This window comes from Bacillus kalamii (genome assembly GCF_047238185.1).
Lineage (GTDB): Bacteria > Bacillota > Bacilli > Bacillales > DSM-1321 > Bacillus_AD.
Map to the genome: position 1 here is coordinate 1,231,448 of NZ_JBDFMI010000006.1, position 15,790 is coordinate 1,247,237.

The 15,790-nt window shown below is 42.7% G+C and carries 11 protein-coding genes, 1 rRNA gene and 1 pseudogene (1 of these 13 only partly in view); 6 read left to right on the plus strand and 7 right to left on the minus strand.

The window, feature by feature from the left end; all coding sequences use genetic code 11:
• Positions 1 to 154: 154 nt before the first annotated feature.
• From ABC357_RS23875 to ABC357_RS23900, 6 genes and pseudogenes are all read right to left on the minus strand, one after another.
• Positions 155 to 4,627, minus strand: a complete 4,473-nt coding sequence (locus ABC357_RS23875) for a glutamate synthase-related protein (protein ID WP_412890117.1) — start codon at positions 4,625 to 4,627, stop codon at positions 155 to 157.
• A 325-nt stretch (positions 4,628 to 4,952) separates the two neighbouring features.
• Complete coding sequence (locus tag ABC357_RS23880; RefSeq protein ID WP_412889996.1) at positions 4,953 to 6,299, minus strand: glutamate-1-semialdehyde 2,1-aminomutase; 1,347 nt, start codon at positions 6,297 to 6,299, stop codon at positions 4,953 to 4,955.
• Between the two features lie 46 nt (positions 6,300 to 6,345).
• The gene (locus ABC357_RS23885; RefSeq protein WP_412889997.1) at positions 6,346 to 8,325 is read right to left on the minus strand and encodes an ABC transporter permease; all 1,980 of its coding nucleotides are present in this window, start codon (positions 8,323 to 8,325) and stop codon (positions 6,346 to 6,348) included.
• Positions 8,297 to 9,072 (minus strand): annotated as a pseudogene (locus tag ABC357_RS23890) (ABC transporter ATP-binding protein). The gene ABC357_RS23885 and the pseudogene ABC357_RS23890 overlap by 29 nt, the downstream one beginning before the upstream one ends.
• 92 nt (positions 9,073 to 9,164) lie before the next feature.
• Positions 9,165 to 10,190 carry a sensor histidine kinase gene (locus ABC357_RS23895; protein ID WP_412889998.1) on the minus strand — a complete coding sequence of 342 codons (1,026 nt, stop codon included), beginning with the start codon at positions 10,188 to 10,190 and terminating at the stop codon, positions 9,165 to 9,167.
• 4 nt (positions 10,191 to 10,194) lie between these two features.
• Positions 10,195 to 10,890 (minus strand): winged helix-turn-helix domain-containing protein, encoded by a 696-nt coding sequence (locus ABC357_RS23900; RefSeq protein ID WP_412889999.1) that lies wholly within the window; start codon positions 10,888 to 10,890, stop codon positions 10,195 to 10,197.
• Between the two features lie 123 nt (positions 10,891 to 11,013).
• Here ABC357_RS23900 and ABC357_RS23905 point away from each other — a divergent pair, with 123 nt between their 5' ends.
• The 4 genes from ABC357_RS23905 (at position 11,014) to perR (ending at position 13,335) form a co-directional block, all read left to right on the plus strand.
• Positions 11,014 to 11,433, plus strand: a complete 420-nt coding sequence (locus ABC357_RS23905; RefSeq protein ID WP_412890000.1) for an ion channel — start codon at positions 11,014 to 11,016, stop codon at positions 11,431 to 11,433.
• Between the two features lie 62 nt (positions 11,434 to 11,495).
• On the plus strand, positions 11,496 to 11,966 hold the full coding sequence (gene bcp / locus ABC357_RS23910; RefSeq protein ID WP_412890001.1) for a thioredoxin-dependent thiol peroxidase: 471 nt from the start codon (positions 11,496 to 11,498) through the stop codon (positions 11,964 to 11,966).
• A 280-nt stretch (positions 11,967 to 12,246) separates the two neighbouring features.
• Positions 12,247 to 12,801, plus strand: a complete 555-nt coding sequence (locus ABC357_RS23915; RefSeq protein ID WP_412890002.1) for a cob(I)yrinic acid a,c-diamide adenosyltransferase — start codon at positions 12,247 to 12,249, stop codon at positions 12,799 to 12,801.
• 99 nt (positions 12,802 to 12,900) lie between these two features.
• Positions 12,901 to 13,335 (plus strand): peroxide-responsive transcriptional repressor PerR, encoded by a 435-nt coding sequence (gene perR, locus ABC357_RS23920; protein ID WP_412890003.1) that lies wholly within the window; start codon positions 12,901 to 12,903, stop codon positions 13,333 to 13,335.
• A gap of 60 nt (positions 13,336 to 13,395) precedes the next feature.
• Here the strand turns inward: perR and ABC357_RS23925 are convergent, their stop codons facing one another.
• Positions 13,396 to 13,746: a YgzB family protein gene (locus tag ABC357_RS23925; protein ID WP_412890004.1), complete on the minus strand. Its 351-nt coding sequence runs from the start codon at positions 13,744 to 13,746 to the stop codon at positions 13,396 to 13,398.
• A gap of 160 nt (positions 13,747 to 13,906) precedes the next feature.
• On the opposite strand from ABC357_RS23925, the gene ABC357_RS23930 reads away from it, so the two are divergent.
• Positions 13,907 to 14,773, plus strand: coding sequence for a nucleotidyltransferase-like protein (locus ABC357_RS23930; protein WP_412890005.1), 867 nt, complete (start codon positions 13,907 to 13,909; stop codon positions 14,771 to 14,773).
• A gap of 354 nt (positions 14,774 to 15,127) precedes the next feature.
• A 16S ribosomal RNA gene (locus tag ABC357_RS23935) occupies positions 15,128 to 15,790 on the plus strand (it continues 888 nt past the right edge of the window).

Here is a 15,790-nt window from a genome sequence, read left to right on the forward strand (position 1 = left end):
AACGAATAAACAAGCAATACTGTAATATACAGCAGATTGGGAATATGTGCAAGTGCTACGAAGGCTGTTGTTATGAATAAAAAGTGAAATGAAGAAAAAAGAAGGGCAACCGTTTGGCTGGTTGCCCTTTGCAGATTTTATTCGGTTCTGGCTTTCATTCTGTAGAGACCGAAGGGTCCGCCTGTTCTTTAACCGGGGTAATCTGTACGAAATGATTTTCCGGGGCAGGCAATAACGCTTTCAGATTGTCAGCTTCTTCAAATTGCTCATGCTCTTTTAAAAGAGTGCAGTAGAGGGTAAGCAGCTCGATAATGTCTTCTTTTCCTTTTTCAGAAATGGATTCAATTGAAACCTTTGCACCCAGAGCCATTCTCCGTTCTATCGCAGCTTTTGTCAGTCCCATTTCAGGCTGCAGCCGCTGATAGATGACGCCGCCGGTCATACCTGCACATGCCCATGGCCCTATATCTCCTAAAACAAGCCCGCGGCCATTAGTCATGTATTCAAAAGCAAAGCCTTTAATATTGGAATGGACACCGATGTTTCCACATTCTTTTTCAGGGATTGGCTGCGCAACCTGCCCGCCGATAATCATGTCGGCTCCGGAAAGGCGTATGCCGGCACGGGCGTCAGCATTTCCTTGAGCGATCAACAATCCTTGCTGGGCGCCGTAGCCGAAACCCTTTCCTACTGAACCATTGTACATTTTCCCATCTTTGCCTTGAGATTTGAAAACCATGATTTTACCGCCAAAAGAAGTTTTTCCTATACCATCCTGTCCGCCGCCGGCTACTTTTATATCGATGCCGCTGCTATTATAAGCGCCAAGGCCATTGCCCGGGATGGACCCTTTAGAGTAAGTCAATGTAACAGGTGGCAAGGATTTATAGGAGCCATCCAATCTTCCCCTTACACGGTGGCATGAAACGCGGGATCCGAGAACACGCTGTTCGGAGGTCACACCTTTATATTCCCTTGATTGATCAAGCATTTCTGGCGAACTATCCAAATATTCCGCTCCGACGGCGACTTGTAAGGCAGCTGTTTCAGGAGATGCTGCAGCTTCCCGTTGATTGAATTGCCCGATTTCTAGATTCTTTAATAAATAGGTTAGATTCAGGCAATCCTTTCCGGATGTCTGTTCAAGCAATTCGGAATGCCCTACGATTGCCTGTAGATTCTTAAAGCCGAGGGCGGAGGTGAGCTGTTTTAATTCATTGCCGAAAGCGGTAAACATATTGGTTAAATTTAAGACTGCCTGATCGAATTGGCGGGGAACAAAGCGTCTCAGCCCATGGTCTTTTGCTTGCGCTTCCGTTTCGATTTGAGTGGCAATCCCTACGTGGCATGTATCCAGATGGCAGCCTCTGCATGCTGTACAGCCGACGGCAATCATGGATAATGTACCGAAACCAATCCGATTTGCCCCTAAAAGCATCATCTTTAGGACATCATTGGCGCTCTTCATTCCGCCATCCGCCCATAATTCTACACTGTCTCTTAATCCTGCTTCCAGTAAGGCGTTATGTGCGGCTTTGATTCCTATTTCGACAGGGAGGCCGACATGTTGCAGCGCATGGATACGCGCCGCACCGGTTCCGCCGTCAAAACCGGACAAGGTAATGATATCTGCTCCGGCTTTAGCTATGCCTACTGCTATCGTTCCTATATTGGGTACGACAGGGACCTTGACGGCGACTTTTGCCTGGTCATTGGCTGTCTTCAATTCATGGATCATTTGTGAGAGATCTTCGATTGAGTAAATATCATGATTATTGGAAGGGGAAATCAAGTCCGATCCGATTGTTGCATTTCTTGATTCAGCGATTTTGGCTGTTACTTTGGAGCCTGGTAAATGTCCGCCTTCCCCAGGCTTGGCACCTTGCCCGATTTTTATTTCTAATAGATTCGAAGAGTTCAGTAATTCAGCATTTACTCCAAAACGGCCGGATGCGACCTGCTGCCCTCTTGTTTTCGGATACTTTCCCAGCATGTCTTTAATTTCACCGCCTTCACCATTGAGGGAAATCATATTAAGGCGGTCCGCAGCCTCGGCATATGCCCTGAAGGCTATTTCGTTTTGAGATCCGAAAGACATTGAGGAAATAATGAACGGCAAATCATGTTGGCCGACAGCGATTGATACCTGTTCCGGCTTCACCGTTTTTTCCTGCTGTTTAAATGAAGTCAAATGGCGGATCGATGTAGGTGTTTCCGTTTCGTGTTCTGTAATCTTCTCCCGGTAGGATTCATATTGACCTGATGCTGCAACATCGCCGATTGCTTTCCAAATCCGTGGAAGGAGACTGTATGGCCTGCCGATTTTGGCTTTTTCCTTAGTGAATTCTTCCGCTCTGGCTATTGCATCCTCCTTCAAATGGGCAAAGTTGAAGGATAAGCTGTCAGAACCAAGAAAGTTGACTATTCCAAGCGTACCGGCGATATCATCATTCAATCCGATGGAAGAGAACAGTCGGCTGTATCCTCTTAATTCATGGATGCCTATTGTAGAGATGACTTTTTCAATCCCTTTGTTTAATCCCTTGAACAGATTTATGACCGGCTGAATCTCATCTCCTGATACGGTATGGAACATGTAATAAGGGTTGATGCCGTCTGCGCCCAATCCATATATCGTCATAATGTCATGCAATGAACGGATGGCACCCGAGCGGATGATGATGGAACATGACCTCCTCAAACCGGCATCCGTTAATGAATGGTCAATGACTGATGTTGCGATATGGGGGTCAAGCCATAAGCGGCCGTTATGATGAGCCGATGCATCATCGATTACAAGGATCACCGCTCCATTTCCAATCGCATTCACCGATTCTTTGCGAAGTCTGGTTAATGCTTCCTCGATGCTTTCATCCTTCGAAAATGTGGCAGAAAGGATGTGGACCTTGCCATTTTCCGTGAAATATTGAAGGACGCTTTCATAGCTTGGCTGTTTGATAGTATCGGCACACTGGATGCCAGGACTGCCTTCAATTAGCAAGGGAGAGGCTAATTCGATGAGACAGCCGGCTTCTTCTTTCTTATACAATGAAGGGCGCTTTCCTAGCACAGTCCGGGTAGAGAAATGTTCGGTTTCGCGGTCGCGGTCAATTGCAGGGTTCGTCACTACAGCGACACTTTCCTTTATGAAATCAGCTACATTTCTTCTCGCGGTATGCAATGCGGGAAGCGGGGCATCGTGGCCTAATGAGCGGATCGGCTCTGCACCTTTTTCGGCCAATTGCTCGACATATTGTATATGGTCCTTTTCCCAGCCCATTGCTGCATAATGTCCATTATGCAGCTTGATGGCTTCTGCAGGGGGTAGAGCAGCAGCCAATTTTGGCGTTTTTAGCCGGATGCTGTCTTGCTTAATCGAATAGCGGGCTGAAAAACGACCTAACACCTCTTGTTGATACTGTCCATATTCAAAGACCTGAATCTCATCGCCGTTCCAGTTTAATCCTATTTTTTCTCCTGGTCCGATAGGTTTAGGTTCTCCGCAATAAGAGGATGATGAGACAATGCCAGGCTCTGAAGAAAATAAATACGATGAGTCCGTTTCAAGTTTCCAAAGCGGCCGCAGGCCTAAAGCGTCAACGGAAAAAACAGCCTCATCCCCGAATCTGGATATGATGCCGGCTGGGCCTTGGGCGAAATGTCCCCACGCTTCCCGGATATACGTGTATACATTCCGTAAATCATCCTTATAGGCCTTCATTTCATTGATAATCGGAGGAAACAGAACGTCCATTGCTTCAAAAAGGGAATATCCATGCTCACAGATGAAAGTTTCAATGGTTCTGCTCAAATCCTGAGAGTCACTGCCGTCCTTAACAAGCGGTACACCGGCCATTTTCGCTTCGTGCCTGAGCCTTGCAATTGTATTGATTTCTCCATTATGGCCCAATACACTGAATGGCTGGACGCGAAAGAAGCTTGAGAGTGTATTGGTTGAATAACGGTTGTGGCCAAGTGTCATAGTGGACGCTACCAGTGGATCTGATAGATCTTTATAATAGTGGGGCAGTATATCCCCGGCACCCATGACCTTATATACGGCATGGTGCTGGCTTAAGGATGCGACATGGATGTAGTCATTTTCTTCTATTGATTGGATTAGGGTAAAGAGTGTTTTGGAAAGCTTTTGTTGATCCGTACTTGTACTATGGACTGCTACTTGCCAGAAGATCGGATTTTCCTGAATGGCAATCGGTCCTAGAGCGGAAGGGTTATGGACATCAGTTGTTTCGAAAAGAATGGGTAGGCCAGACTGAAGAAAGAGTTCTTTGACATCGTTTTGAAGCTTGGATACATCCCCGTGCCTGCTTAGAAAAAAATGTCCGACTGCAAAGAAATTGGACTCAGCCAGTTCAGGTTTTAGTCCTTGATTGAGTAATTTTTGCTTCCAAAGCTCCCGGGGAATATCCATATGGATACCTACACCGTCGCCTTCGCCATTTATAAAGCCGGCTCGATGGTTCATGGTTACTAAAGCATCTATACAGGAATAGATATTTTCGCGTGTCGGTATCCGTTTTTTTTCAATGCAGGAGACTATGCCGCAGGCATCGTGTTCCTGATTGCGGAAATCAGCAAATGTACTGGGACTCCATTCATGTTTCATATAATCGGCAAACATAAGTTAATTACCTATACTCGCCATCCACCTCCTATAGAAAAATTGTTGTATGGCAGGATTGTGAAGATAGAATTGCTTCTGGATAAACGTATGGAAGAGATGTTTGACAGGATGTAAGAATTGTAAATTTATATTATCATCTAAAAATTCAGAAATCAATTAAATATACAGGAGTGTGGATATTATTTTTTTGTTACAGATTGCTGGAAAGAGGATATATATTAATTTGTAAACGTTTCCAAAGGAATAAAAGAACATCCCTGAAGATTGGGCATCTTCAGGGATGTATAAAATATGAATAAAATGTATATTATTTGTTGGCTGCCATGGCTTTGAATGCATGGTTTACAGCCTTAATCGTTTCCTGGATATCTTCTTCAGTATGTGCGGTTGTTAAGAACCAGGCTTCATACTTGGAAGGGGCTAGATTGATTCCTTGTTCCAGCATGAGCTTGAAGAATCTGCCGAACATTTCCCCGTCCGTATTTTCAGCCTGCTCGTAATTCGACACTTTCTCTGTAGTGAAATAGACAGTCAAAGCACCCTTCAGACGATTGATTGTGATAGGCATACTATATTTTTGGGCAGCTGCTTCAATTCCTTTTTCCAAGAGGGCTCCAAGACGTTCAAATTCTTCGTATACGCCATCTTGCTTTAATACTTCAAGGCAAGCAATTCCTGAAAGGATGGAAGCGGGGTTGCCTGCATGTGTCCCAGCCTGGTAAGCCGGCCCAAGAGGAGCCACTTTTTCCATGATTTCTTTTTTGCCGCCATAAGCGCCGATCGGAAGTCCACCTCCAATGATTTTTCCTAATGCAGTCAGGTCAGGTGTTACTCCAAGCAAATTTTGAGCGCCGCCATACATAAAGCGGAAGGCAGTGATGACTTCATCATATATGACTAGGGCACCTGCTTTGTGCGTCAGTTCATTGACTGCTTCAAGGAACCCTTCCTTCGGCTCGACAATCCCGAAATTCCCGACAATGGGTTCTACTAGAACAGCTGCGATTTGGTCACCCCATTTATCAAGGGCTTCTTTATATGCATCAATATCATTGAAAGGTACGGTAATCACTTCTTGAGCAATACTCTTCGGTACACCGGCAGAATCAGGTGTGCCGAGGGTAGAAGGACCAGAACCGGCAGCGACCAGGACAAGGTCAGAGTGGCCATGGTAGCAGCCGGCAAACTTGATGATTTTGTCCCTTCCAGTATATGCCCGGGCCACACGGATTGTAGTCATGACCGCTTCAGTCCCGGAATTGTTGAAGCGTACCTTTTCCATTCCCGGAATGGCTTCCTTCAGCATTTCTGCAAATTTTACTTCAAATGGAGTTGGAGTTCCGTACAGAACCCCATTTTCAGCAGCTGATTTAATGGCTTCTGTAATATGCGGATGTGCATGTCCGGTAATAATAGGTCCGTAAGCTGCCAGATAATCAATATATTTATTGCCATCGACATCCCAGAAATAAGCGCCTTTTGCCTTTTCCATCGCTACCGGAGAACCGCCGCCTACTGCTTTATATGAACGGGAAGGGCTGTTGACGCCGCCGACTATATGGTTTAACGCTTTTTCATGCAATGCTTCTGATTTAGTGAAATTCACTGTTAATCCTCTCCTTAGTAAATCTAAATAACGTACCAATTGTACCATTAACGCTATAAAAAATAGACAGGCATCCGGTGATCAACGGCCTCTTTTACATGACTTGTTCAATTTTATTCACATACAGCTTCCTTACGACTAAAAAGTAAATCACATTGATAAAGAGGAAAATGCCGATAATGAAAATCGTCGGCCCAATCACATTTCCGGCGAGCATATTTTGTAAAGCGCGGAAGGCAAAGCCAGCGTGTACAGTAGCTATGAAAAATGGCACAAAGAAAAGAATGCTTATTTGTTTGGTAATAATTTGCTTCATTTCATCCACGGTCAGTCCAAGCCTGTACAGAGATCGGTACTGGTCTATATCCTGGTCCATATTGTTGTACAGGCGAAAATACAGAATGCTCGCAGCAGCCAGAAAGAACAGGCAGCTGATAAAGAATCCAATGAAGAAAGGGAGAGAAACCATTTCTTTGTATTCCTTTGTAAAAATAGCCCGTGATTTGATAGATAGACTTTTTGTATCCTTCATACCGCCTACTAGTGAAAGAACTTCTTCACTTTGGTTTTTCCAGTCTCTTAAATCCATTCCGTAAGAAAGGATCATGTTTGCATCTGAATGACTGTTTTCGATTTGTTCAAATAAAGAATCGTTGATGACAGCTATATTTCCGATGAGTTGATTGGAAGTGATGATCGGCTTTTGGATATATTCCAAATGGACCGGATAAGCGCTGCCCCCGATAAGGATGGTTAATTCATTCTTTTGGTAAAGGGTGAAGCCGGGATCCGGTTGGCCTGACACGAAGAGAGCCTGCTTTTCCCCTAGATTCGCTGTTTTGCGGTGTTGCTGTTTTGCCCAATAGTTGTAATCAGTTTCTGAAAGCAATTGAATGTTAAGCCTTTGTTTCTCAATTACACTGCCGACTATAAGAGGAGAATCATAGTGTTTAGGATCAAATACGTATTGAGCAGGCAATAGTTTGCTTTCATGGCCATTATAAGCGATCTTTTCCTTAAGCAGGCCGCTTATGAGTTGTTTTTTTATCTGTTCGTAGTTCGTATCATACTGCCGGGCTGTGATGTTAATACTTTGTGGGAAACGTATTTCCGCCTCATCGTACATGCCTCGCAAAGCAGCGAATAATACACCGCTAGCTGTAAAGGCAACCGCGCTTAGAATGGTTACCAGAAAGAGAATCCTTGCGTTATCCTTTAACTTAAACGCCAGGTCGGAAATGGTGATCATCCGTCCTCCTCTATAATAAAAGCCCCGCCTCCTTTGAAGCGTTTTAATCATAAAGACGCTGCCTTGTGTATACAGAAAGTAGGTCCCGATAATGACAAGTATAACAATAGGGAACATTCTATTAATCATTAGGAGCAGGTCAGCTGTATAGGCTAAGTAATATCCGAAGCAGAGGGCCCCAATGCTTATGACAGTTAGGATAATTGAATATGTAGGGTATTTCTTCGGTTTTTTGTAAAGGTATATCATTTCGCTGATCCGGTTGGTGCGGATGCTGAATAGTGTCAGGAAACAAATGATTTCAAACAGAGCAAGAAAGGCTGCGACGGTTATCATTATCGCTTCTTTAGGCATGGCGAATGTGAGTATGTGATCTAAATTCAAGACGGCTGTAATGTCCATTAAGAAAAGCTTGAGAAATAAAGCGCCCACTCCAATGCCGACAGTAATTGCCGATAGGCCGATCACATTATTTTCAATAATAATCAGTTTGTTTATTTGTCCTCTTGTTATTCCGAGTAACGTCAATAAACCGAACTCTTTCTTTCTTGAATGAAGGAAGGCTCCCATCGAATAGAGGACAAATAAAAAAGAAAAAGCGAAAATAATTACTTCCGCTACCATAATCCCGTTTCTTACACCACCGGCTGAAGGGCTGTCTCCTATCGTTTCTTTACTCAGAATGCCTGATACGACTTCCGGATGAAAGATAAAACTTGCGTACAAATAAAATACGGCAATGGAGAAAACGCTGCTGAGGAAATAAGCAGCGTAGCTTCTTTTGTTTCTTTTAATATTATTCAGAGCGAATTGTAGAAAGGTCATTTACATTCCCTCCCAATAGAGATAGTACATCCAAAATTTCTTGGAAGAACGCTTGCCGGTTATTCCCGCGATGTATTTCATTAAATAGCCTGCCATCCTTAATGAAAAGAATCCTTTTACAGTAGCTAGCAGCTATCGGGTCATGGGTCACCATTAGAATAGATACATTATGTCTATTATTCATCTTTTCCAGTGCTTCCATTACCTCTTTAGAGGACTTGCTATCCAGATTTCCTGTCGGTTCATCAGCAAAAACAACCGATGGCCCGTGAATGATCGCCCTGGCGATAGCTGCCCGCTGCTGTTGGCCGCCGGATACTTCATACACTCTTTTCGGAAGGATATCGCCTATTGAAAGCTGCTCAGCTACAGCCTTCAATTTTTCATCCATCACATGCAATGGTTTCTTATCCAATGTTAATGGCAAAATGATATTTTCGCCGATTGTCAGTGTATTCAACAGATTAAAATCCTGGAATATGAATCCGAGCCTCTTCTGCGGAAAAAGGCTAGCTGCTTGCGGGACATGGAAGAAACCTCTTTTCCTTCGATGGATACAGAGCCGCTGGTAGGTTGGTCGATGGTCGATAAAACATTCAGCAGCGTTGTCTTTCCGCTGCCGGAAGGTCCCATAATGCCTATGAACTCGCCTTTTTCCATTTCTAATGCAAAGTTATTCAATGCTTTATATTGAATGGCCTTATTGCCATAGACCTTCGTGAGATGATGCGCCTCCAATATGCTCATTATGGTTGCCTCCTGAAATAATAGATACGTTCAGTATAAGGAAGGAAGACGATGTCTCCTATTGCCTTTTCTTACATAAAGAAGCGACTATCTTACAGAACTGTCACATTCGTAAAAGTAATGCTTGCCGTCGTTCCTTCGCCCTCTGTGGAAGCAATCGTAAAAGTGTGCCCTATTTCCTTCAAAGTCCTGCTGGCGAGGTATAACCCCATGCCGGTCGATTCGGCATATTTCCGTCCATTTTGCCCGGTGAAAAAAGGCTGGCAGACTCGTTTGATATCCTGGGATGGTATGCCTATTCCTTCATCTTTTATAGAAAAAGTCAGTGACTCGCCTTCTTTGCTTATGTAAAAGTACACATGCTGCCCTTTGCCTGCGCTGTATTTAATACTGTTAGTAATGAGCTGATTAATGGATAGCGCCAGCCATTTTTTATCGCTTTCAACCATATATTCAGCAGGAAAATTCATTGCTGGGAAAACCTTATTGCGGATGAACGCCGTTTTATGATTGCTGATGCAGCCTCGTACAAGGTCGTTTAAGGATAGGCGTTCTACCTTGAAATCTTCCTGGAATAAATCGAGCCTGGATGAGTGAAGGACGGTTTCTAGTCCCGACTGAAGCTTTTCCGACTCTTCTTCGAGCTGGCTGATAAGCAGGGCGGTAGGCATTTGGTCCTTTTTTGTTTTTTGCAGCAGTAGGCTGATGACGGATAATGGTGTTTTCATCTGATGGACCCATTGATTGATAAATGTGTAATAATGGTCTTTTTCTGCCTGTTTTTCATTTAAGCGGTTATTCATGCGAATATATATTTGTTTGACGATATAATTGAAGCGGTTGAACAAATAAGAAGTCCCGGCGAAAGAAAAATAGGCTGAATCCATTTCTGTTTCGGGATTTTGAAGCGTTTTGTAATTTTGTTTTTCTTTTAGATACCGTAGTCCCAGAAAGCCGATTAAAAGGCATAAGGAAAGCAAAGCCATGTATCCAATGCTTCCGGCTGCCAAATGGGCGCCCTTAGTCGATAAATCGAGTACAGTTATGATGATGATGAGAGTGATGCTGCTTATATAAAAAAGAATGTAACTGATATGTTGCTGTAGAAACCCTTTCATTATGTTAATCCCTCCATGTGACGGATAGCTTATAGCCGATTCCGCGTATGGTTTCGATGCTTTCATTAATGCCAAGCTCCGCTAGCTTCTTTCGCACACGAGTGATGTTGACGGATAGGGTATTATCGTCCACAAATTGAACATCATCCCATAAACGGTCAAGAAGGTCGTCGCGGCTAATCACTTTTCCCGGGTTTTCCAGGAAACTTTCGACCAATGTGAACTCCCGTTTCGATAAGTCTACTGTTTTTGTTTTGTATGAAAGAGAATGCTGGTCATACGCAAGGGAAAGTCCTTCTATTTCCAAAAGTTTTCCGTTTTTAGCTGAAGCATATTCGCCATAAGTCCTTCGTAGCAAGCTTTTAACCTTTGCCATCACTACTTCGAAATGAAAGGGCTTTGTTATATAGTCATCTCCGCCATTTTCTATAGCCATCACCTGGTCCATTTCGCCGGCACGCGCTGATATAAAAATGATTGGACAATTAGATATGGTGCGGAATTGCCTGCACCAGTAGAAGCCATCGTATTTAGGCAAGTTAATATCCAGCAGGACAAGTGAAGGGCTGCATAGTTGAAATTGTTGTTTAAGTTGTTCAAAAGCAGTCGGTACTACCACTTCGTAATCATATTTTTTCAAGTGGTCCGCCAACAGATGTGTAATTTTCGGGTCATCTTCTATTAAGTAAATGGTATGCACGGGAATATTCCTCCTTTATTAAAACAATAGGGTAGAAATAGCGATGTGTCTATGACAAGAACTGTACATAAAAATGGACAACCGGTAGTAAATTGTATCAGAAGGGTAAAGCGGGGGATGAATATGTTCTTTTATATACTGGTCTGCTCCATTCTCATTTGTATGTTCATGAGCATCAAAGCTTTGTTTTCCCCGGCGGAAGAAGGCTTGCAAAAAATTTCATTGAGCCATTTTTTATGGCTGGCTTTTTTATACGGTACGATTTGTATCGGTTTTGCTTTGTTGTACCTGTTGCTGGAAATGAAGGATATGGAGGTCATCATGGATCATGGAATCGCTATGACTGATCATTTTCTTCCAAATTTAGAGAAAGCAATCTATTTTAGTACAATGACTATGTTTTCTGTCGGGTACGGCGATTTAACACCGATTGGAATAGGAAGGATGATAGCGACTGTCCAGGCGTTCATCGGTTATATCTTGCCTGCAGCCTTTTTTGTCAGGACGGTCATAGACTTCGATTATGCTTCCAAAAGGCAGTGAATTGAATATAACTCCATTATTTTGTACTCTATTAATAATAACCTGAGAATGGAGGAAAAATAATGACAGCGATTATTGGCCGAAAAGCCCCTGATTTTACGCTTGCTTCCACTGAAGGAAAGCAGATTTCTTTATCGGATTATGAAGGGAAATTTGTCGTCCTTTATTTTTACCCTAAAGATATGACACCTGGATGCACGACAGAAGCCTGTGATTTCCGTGACCGGCAGGCTGGATTTGCAGAATCGGGTGCCGTGGTTTTGGGAGTGAGTCCTGATCCGATTAACCGGCATGATACATTTAAAGAAAAACATGGCCTTTCTTTTCCTTTACTGTCCGATGAAGATCATTCAGTTGCTGAAGCATACGGCGTTTGGAAGCTGAAGAAAAACTTTGGCAAAGAGTACATGGGAATAGAGCGCTCCACTTTCATTATTGATAAAGAAGGGAATTTGGTGAAAGAATGGCGTAAGGTAAAGGTGAAAAATCATGTGGAGGAAGCCCTGGCATATATTCAGAATGAATTGCAATAAACCCATTTTTGCTTAAATGGGGCGGCTGTCCAATTCATAATACGAGCTATTGCATATAAATAAGTATCAGGAAATACCTCCTCAAAAAGTTTCTAAATGGCAAGCGGATCAAAATGGTCCGCTTTTTTTGTTTTTTTCATTTTTCTATAACGATAATGATAATGTTCTTTTCCCTGAAGGATGTTATGATTGAAGGGAAATAGTCATTTTTGGAAAATAAGCTTACTGGCATGAATAAGCATAAGGTAGTGAAATACTTTAATAAAAGGGGCAATGTTTGATGAAAGTGTATACAAGAGGTGGAGATAAAGGGAAGACATCGTTGGTGTACGGCCAGCGTGTCATGAAAAATGATGTGCGGGTAGAAGCTTATGGGACATGCGATGAAGCCAACTCAATGATCGGGCTTGCAGTCAGCTATTTGCGGAATGAAGAATTTATCAATAAGGATGAGGTAGAGAAAGTATTCCATAAAGTGCAAACTGAACTATTCCATGTAGGTTCTGAATTGGCCACACCGGCAGGAAAGTCAGTTCCATGGGAATTAAAAGAAGAACATATTGCATATATGGAAGAAACTATCGATAAGTGGGATGAGGAATTACCCTCATTGACAAATTTTGTGCTGCCGGGAGGGCATCCGAGCGGAGCGGCTTTCCATTCAGCTCGTACGATAGTGCGCAGGGCGGAGCGGGGAGCGGTGCATCTTAAGGATGAGGTAAATCCACTTGTCCTTTCGTATCTCAATCGACTTTCTGATCTTTTATTTATTGCGGCAAGGTACGTGAACCATCAATTAAATTGCATAGAACCAACATTGCATACAATTGATTAATTGACAAAAACCTAATACACAGATTACACTAATTATAAATATTATAAAGTAATAATGTATCCAAAATAGAGTGATTCTAATTAAAGGAGGTGCATGGCGATGACTCATCAACTGGAAGATGCACTGGAAGTCCTGAAGAAATCAAGTGTACGTATTACGCCTCAGCGTCATGCGATACTTGAGTATCTCATTGATTCAATGACCCATCCGACTGCTGATGAAATATACAAAGCTCTCGAAGGTAAATTTCCCAATATGAGCGTTGCAACCGTTTATAACAATTTACGGGTCTTTAAGGATGCCGGGCTTGTAAAAGAGTTGACGTATGGTGATTCTTCAAGCCGTTTTGATTTTACGACTTCTGACCATTACCATATCATTTGCGAGAAATGCGGGAATATCGTTGATTTTCATTATCCGGGTTTGGATGAAGTGGAGCAATTGGCTTCGCATGTTACAGGATTTAAGGTCCACCAGCATCGTATGGAAGTATACGGTGTATGCCCTGGTTGTTTAGCGAAAGAAGCACATTAAAGAAGCCGGCGTAAAAAATGCGCCAGCTTTTTTTATGGAAACCAATCGTTGGGGATCATCTTATCTCATGCTTTTGCGATTGTATGAGGCTTTGAATTCTTTGCCTTCTAGATTTTTATCAAGGGTCAATGGCTCGTTGCAGTACATGCACATATCAACACGCCCTAAGATTTTTGTGACTTTATGGCATTTAGGGCAAGTGACCTGTACGGTTTTAGTGGAGATCATCCCTATCCAAAAGTATATGGCTGTACTGGCCAGTACAAATAAAACCCCCAGTATCATGAATATGCTCATAAGAATCGGTGAGCCCCGAAAAAAGACCCCTCCATACATCACGATGATGCCGATGAAAACGAGACTAAGTGCGAAAGTGCGTATCCGATTGATTTTGCTCGATTTTTTACCCATCTTACCCCTCCTCTAATTACTAAATATAACATATTTATCCAACAAATGACTTTAATTTAATATAACGTATGGAGGTTGTCGAAATTTGTTGAATTACTAAGAAGGAATTATAATAGTTACGTCGAAACATTCAGTTAGAAAATATATGGAGGAATAGATTATGGAGGATATACTGCGACCGATTTATCAGGAGAGAGCAAGTTCGGCATCTACACTAGGGGTTTTATTAATCGAAAAGAAAAATACAATGACCGACATTACGGATTCGTTCGACTATATACTATTAGTTATTACTAATAAAGAAGCGCAGGATAAAATGATTAAGCATTATGAATACAAAGGGAAAAAGGCAGCCCTTTATGAAGTAGCCATGGAACAAATCCGTGAATGGCTTCTTCTGGGGAGCAATCGGCGCTTAATCGAATGGCTTCATAATGGCCGTATTGTATTTGACCGCAATGAAAATATTTCAGATTTGAAAAATGAAATTAGAGATTTTCCGTTTCAAGGAAGGAAATTAAAAAAAGGCTTAGAGTTTGCCAAATTAATTAGAAGGTATACCGATGGAAAAGCATTTTTTGATTCCGGCCATTATTTGGATGCGTATAATAATGTTGTCCATTCTCTTCATCATTTAGCAAGGCTTGCGATAATAGAGAGCGGTTTTTATCCAGAGGTTACAGTATGGGATCAAGTAAAGCATATTGAACCGCAGATCTATAAATTATATGAGGAATTGGTGACTAGTGAAGAAAGCCTGGAAAAACGACTTGAGCTTTTATTTTTAGCAAGTGAGTTTTTGATTTGCAGCCGCACGGAAGCCGGCACTCAACATTTGACTGAAATTATGTCATCGCGAGAAGAACCGTGGACAATCAATGAATTGCAAAACCAAGAGGAACTGGGCTATTATTCTGTTGATTTGGCCTCCTTAATTGAGTACCTTATCACGAAGGAGATAATAGAGATAGAATTAGTAGCAACAAAGGGGAATGACATTTATCATCGGTTGTATAAAATAAAATAACTTTTTTTGAAAAAGTTATTGACCAATAATAAGTTAGATGGTAAAGTATAAAAAGTCGCTAAGAGATGACGCAGAAAGTTAATATAACTACAATAACTATTTGAAATTAAAATAAAAAAGTTATTGACACTACAAAGGTGAAATGTTATATTAATAAAGTCGCTTCTCGGCGGTGAAAAAAAGTTTTTAAAAAAGTTGTTGACAGCGAAAGTGATTGATGATATAATCAAAAAGCTGCTTACAGCACAAAATGTTCTTTGAAAACTAAACAAGACAACACGTCAACGTTAATTCTAAACGAAGTTCCAACAGAGTTGGAACAAACAAGTTTTATTTTATGAGCAAGTCAAACACTTATTGGAGAGTTTGATCCTGGCTCAGGACGAACGCTGGCGGCGTGCCTAATACATGCAAGTCGAGCGGACAGAAGGGAGCTTGCTCCCGGAAGTCAGCGGCGGACGGGTGAGTAACACGTGGGCAACCTGCCTATAAGACTGGGATAACTCCGGGAAACCGGGGCTAATACCGGATAGTTTCTTCCTCCACATGGAGGAAGAGGGAAAGATGGTTTCGGCTATCACTTATAGATGGGCCCGCGGTGCATTAGCTAGTTGGTAAGGTAACGGCTTACCAAGGCAACGATGCATAGCCGACCTGAGAGGGTGATCGGCCACACTGGGACTGAGACACGGCCCAGACTCCTACGGGAGGCAGCAGTAGGGAATCTTCCGCAATGGACGAAAGTCTGACGGAGCAACGCCGCGTGAACGAAGAAGGCCTTCGGGTCGTAAAGTTCTGTTGTTAGGGAAGAACAAGTACCAGAGTAACTGCTGGTACCTTGACGGTACCTAACCAGAAAGCCACGGCTAACTACGTGCCAGCAGCCGCGGTAATACGTAGGTGGCAAGCGTTGTCCGGAATTATTGGGCGTAAAGCGCGCGCAGGCGGTCCTTTAAGTCTGATGTGAAAGCCCACGGCTCAACCGTGGAGGGTCATTGGAAACTGGGGGACTTGAGT

What these genes read in the sequence shown, in the direction of transcription:
- ABC357_RS23895 (WP_412889998.1), bottom strand. Translation starts at nt 10,190, where the DNA reads ATGAAAGGGTTTCTACAGCAACATATCAGTTACATTCTTTTTTATATA.
- ABC357_RS23930 (WP_412890005.1), top strand. Translation starts at nt 13,907, where the DNA reads ATGGAGGATATACTGCGACCGATTTATCAGGAGAGAGCAAGTTCGGCA.
- ABC357_RS23905 (WP_412890000.1), top strand. Translation starts at nt 11,014, where the DNA reads ATGTTCTTTTATATACTGGTCTGCTCCATTCTCATTTGTATGTTCATG.
- bcp (WP_412890001.1), top strand. Translation starts at nt 11,496, where the DNA reads ATGACAGCGATTATTGGCCGAAAAGCCCCTGATTTTACGCTTGCTTCC.
- ABC357_RS23875 (WP_412890117.1), bottom strand. Translation starts at nt 4,627, where the DNA reads ATGAAACATGAATGGAGTCCCAGTACATTTGCTGATTTCCGCAATCAG.
- perR (WP_412890003.1), top strand. Translation starts at nt 12,901, where the DNA reads ATGACTCATCAACTGGAAGATGCACTGGAAGTCCTGAAGAAATCAAGT.
- ABC357_RS23915 (WP_412890002.1), top strand. Translation starts at nt 12,247, where the DNA reads ATGAAAGTGTATACAAGAGGTGGAGATAAAGGGAAGACATCGTTGGTG.
- ABC357_RS23885 (WP_412889997.1), bottom strand. Translation starts at nt 8,325, where the DNA reads ATGACCTTTCTACAATTCGCTCTGAATAATATTAAAAGAAACAAAAGA.
- ABC357_RS23880 (WP_412889996.1), bottom strand. Translation starts at nt 6,299, where the DNA reads ATGGTACAATTGGTACGTTATTTAGATTTACTAAGGAGAGGATTAACA.
- ABC357_RS23925 (WP_412890004.1), bottom strand. Translation starts at nt 13,746, where the DNA reads ATGGGTAAAAAATCGAGCAAAATCAATCGGATACGCACTTTCGCACTT.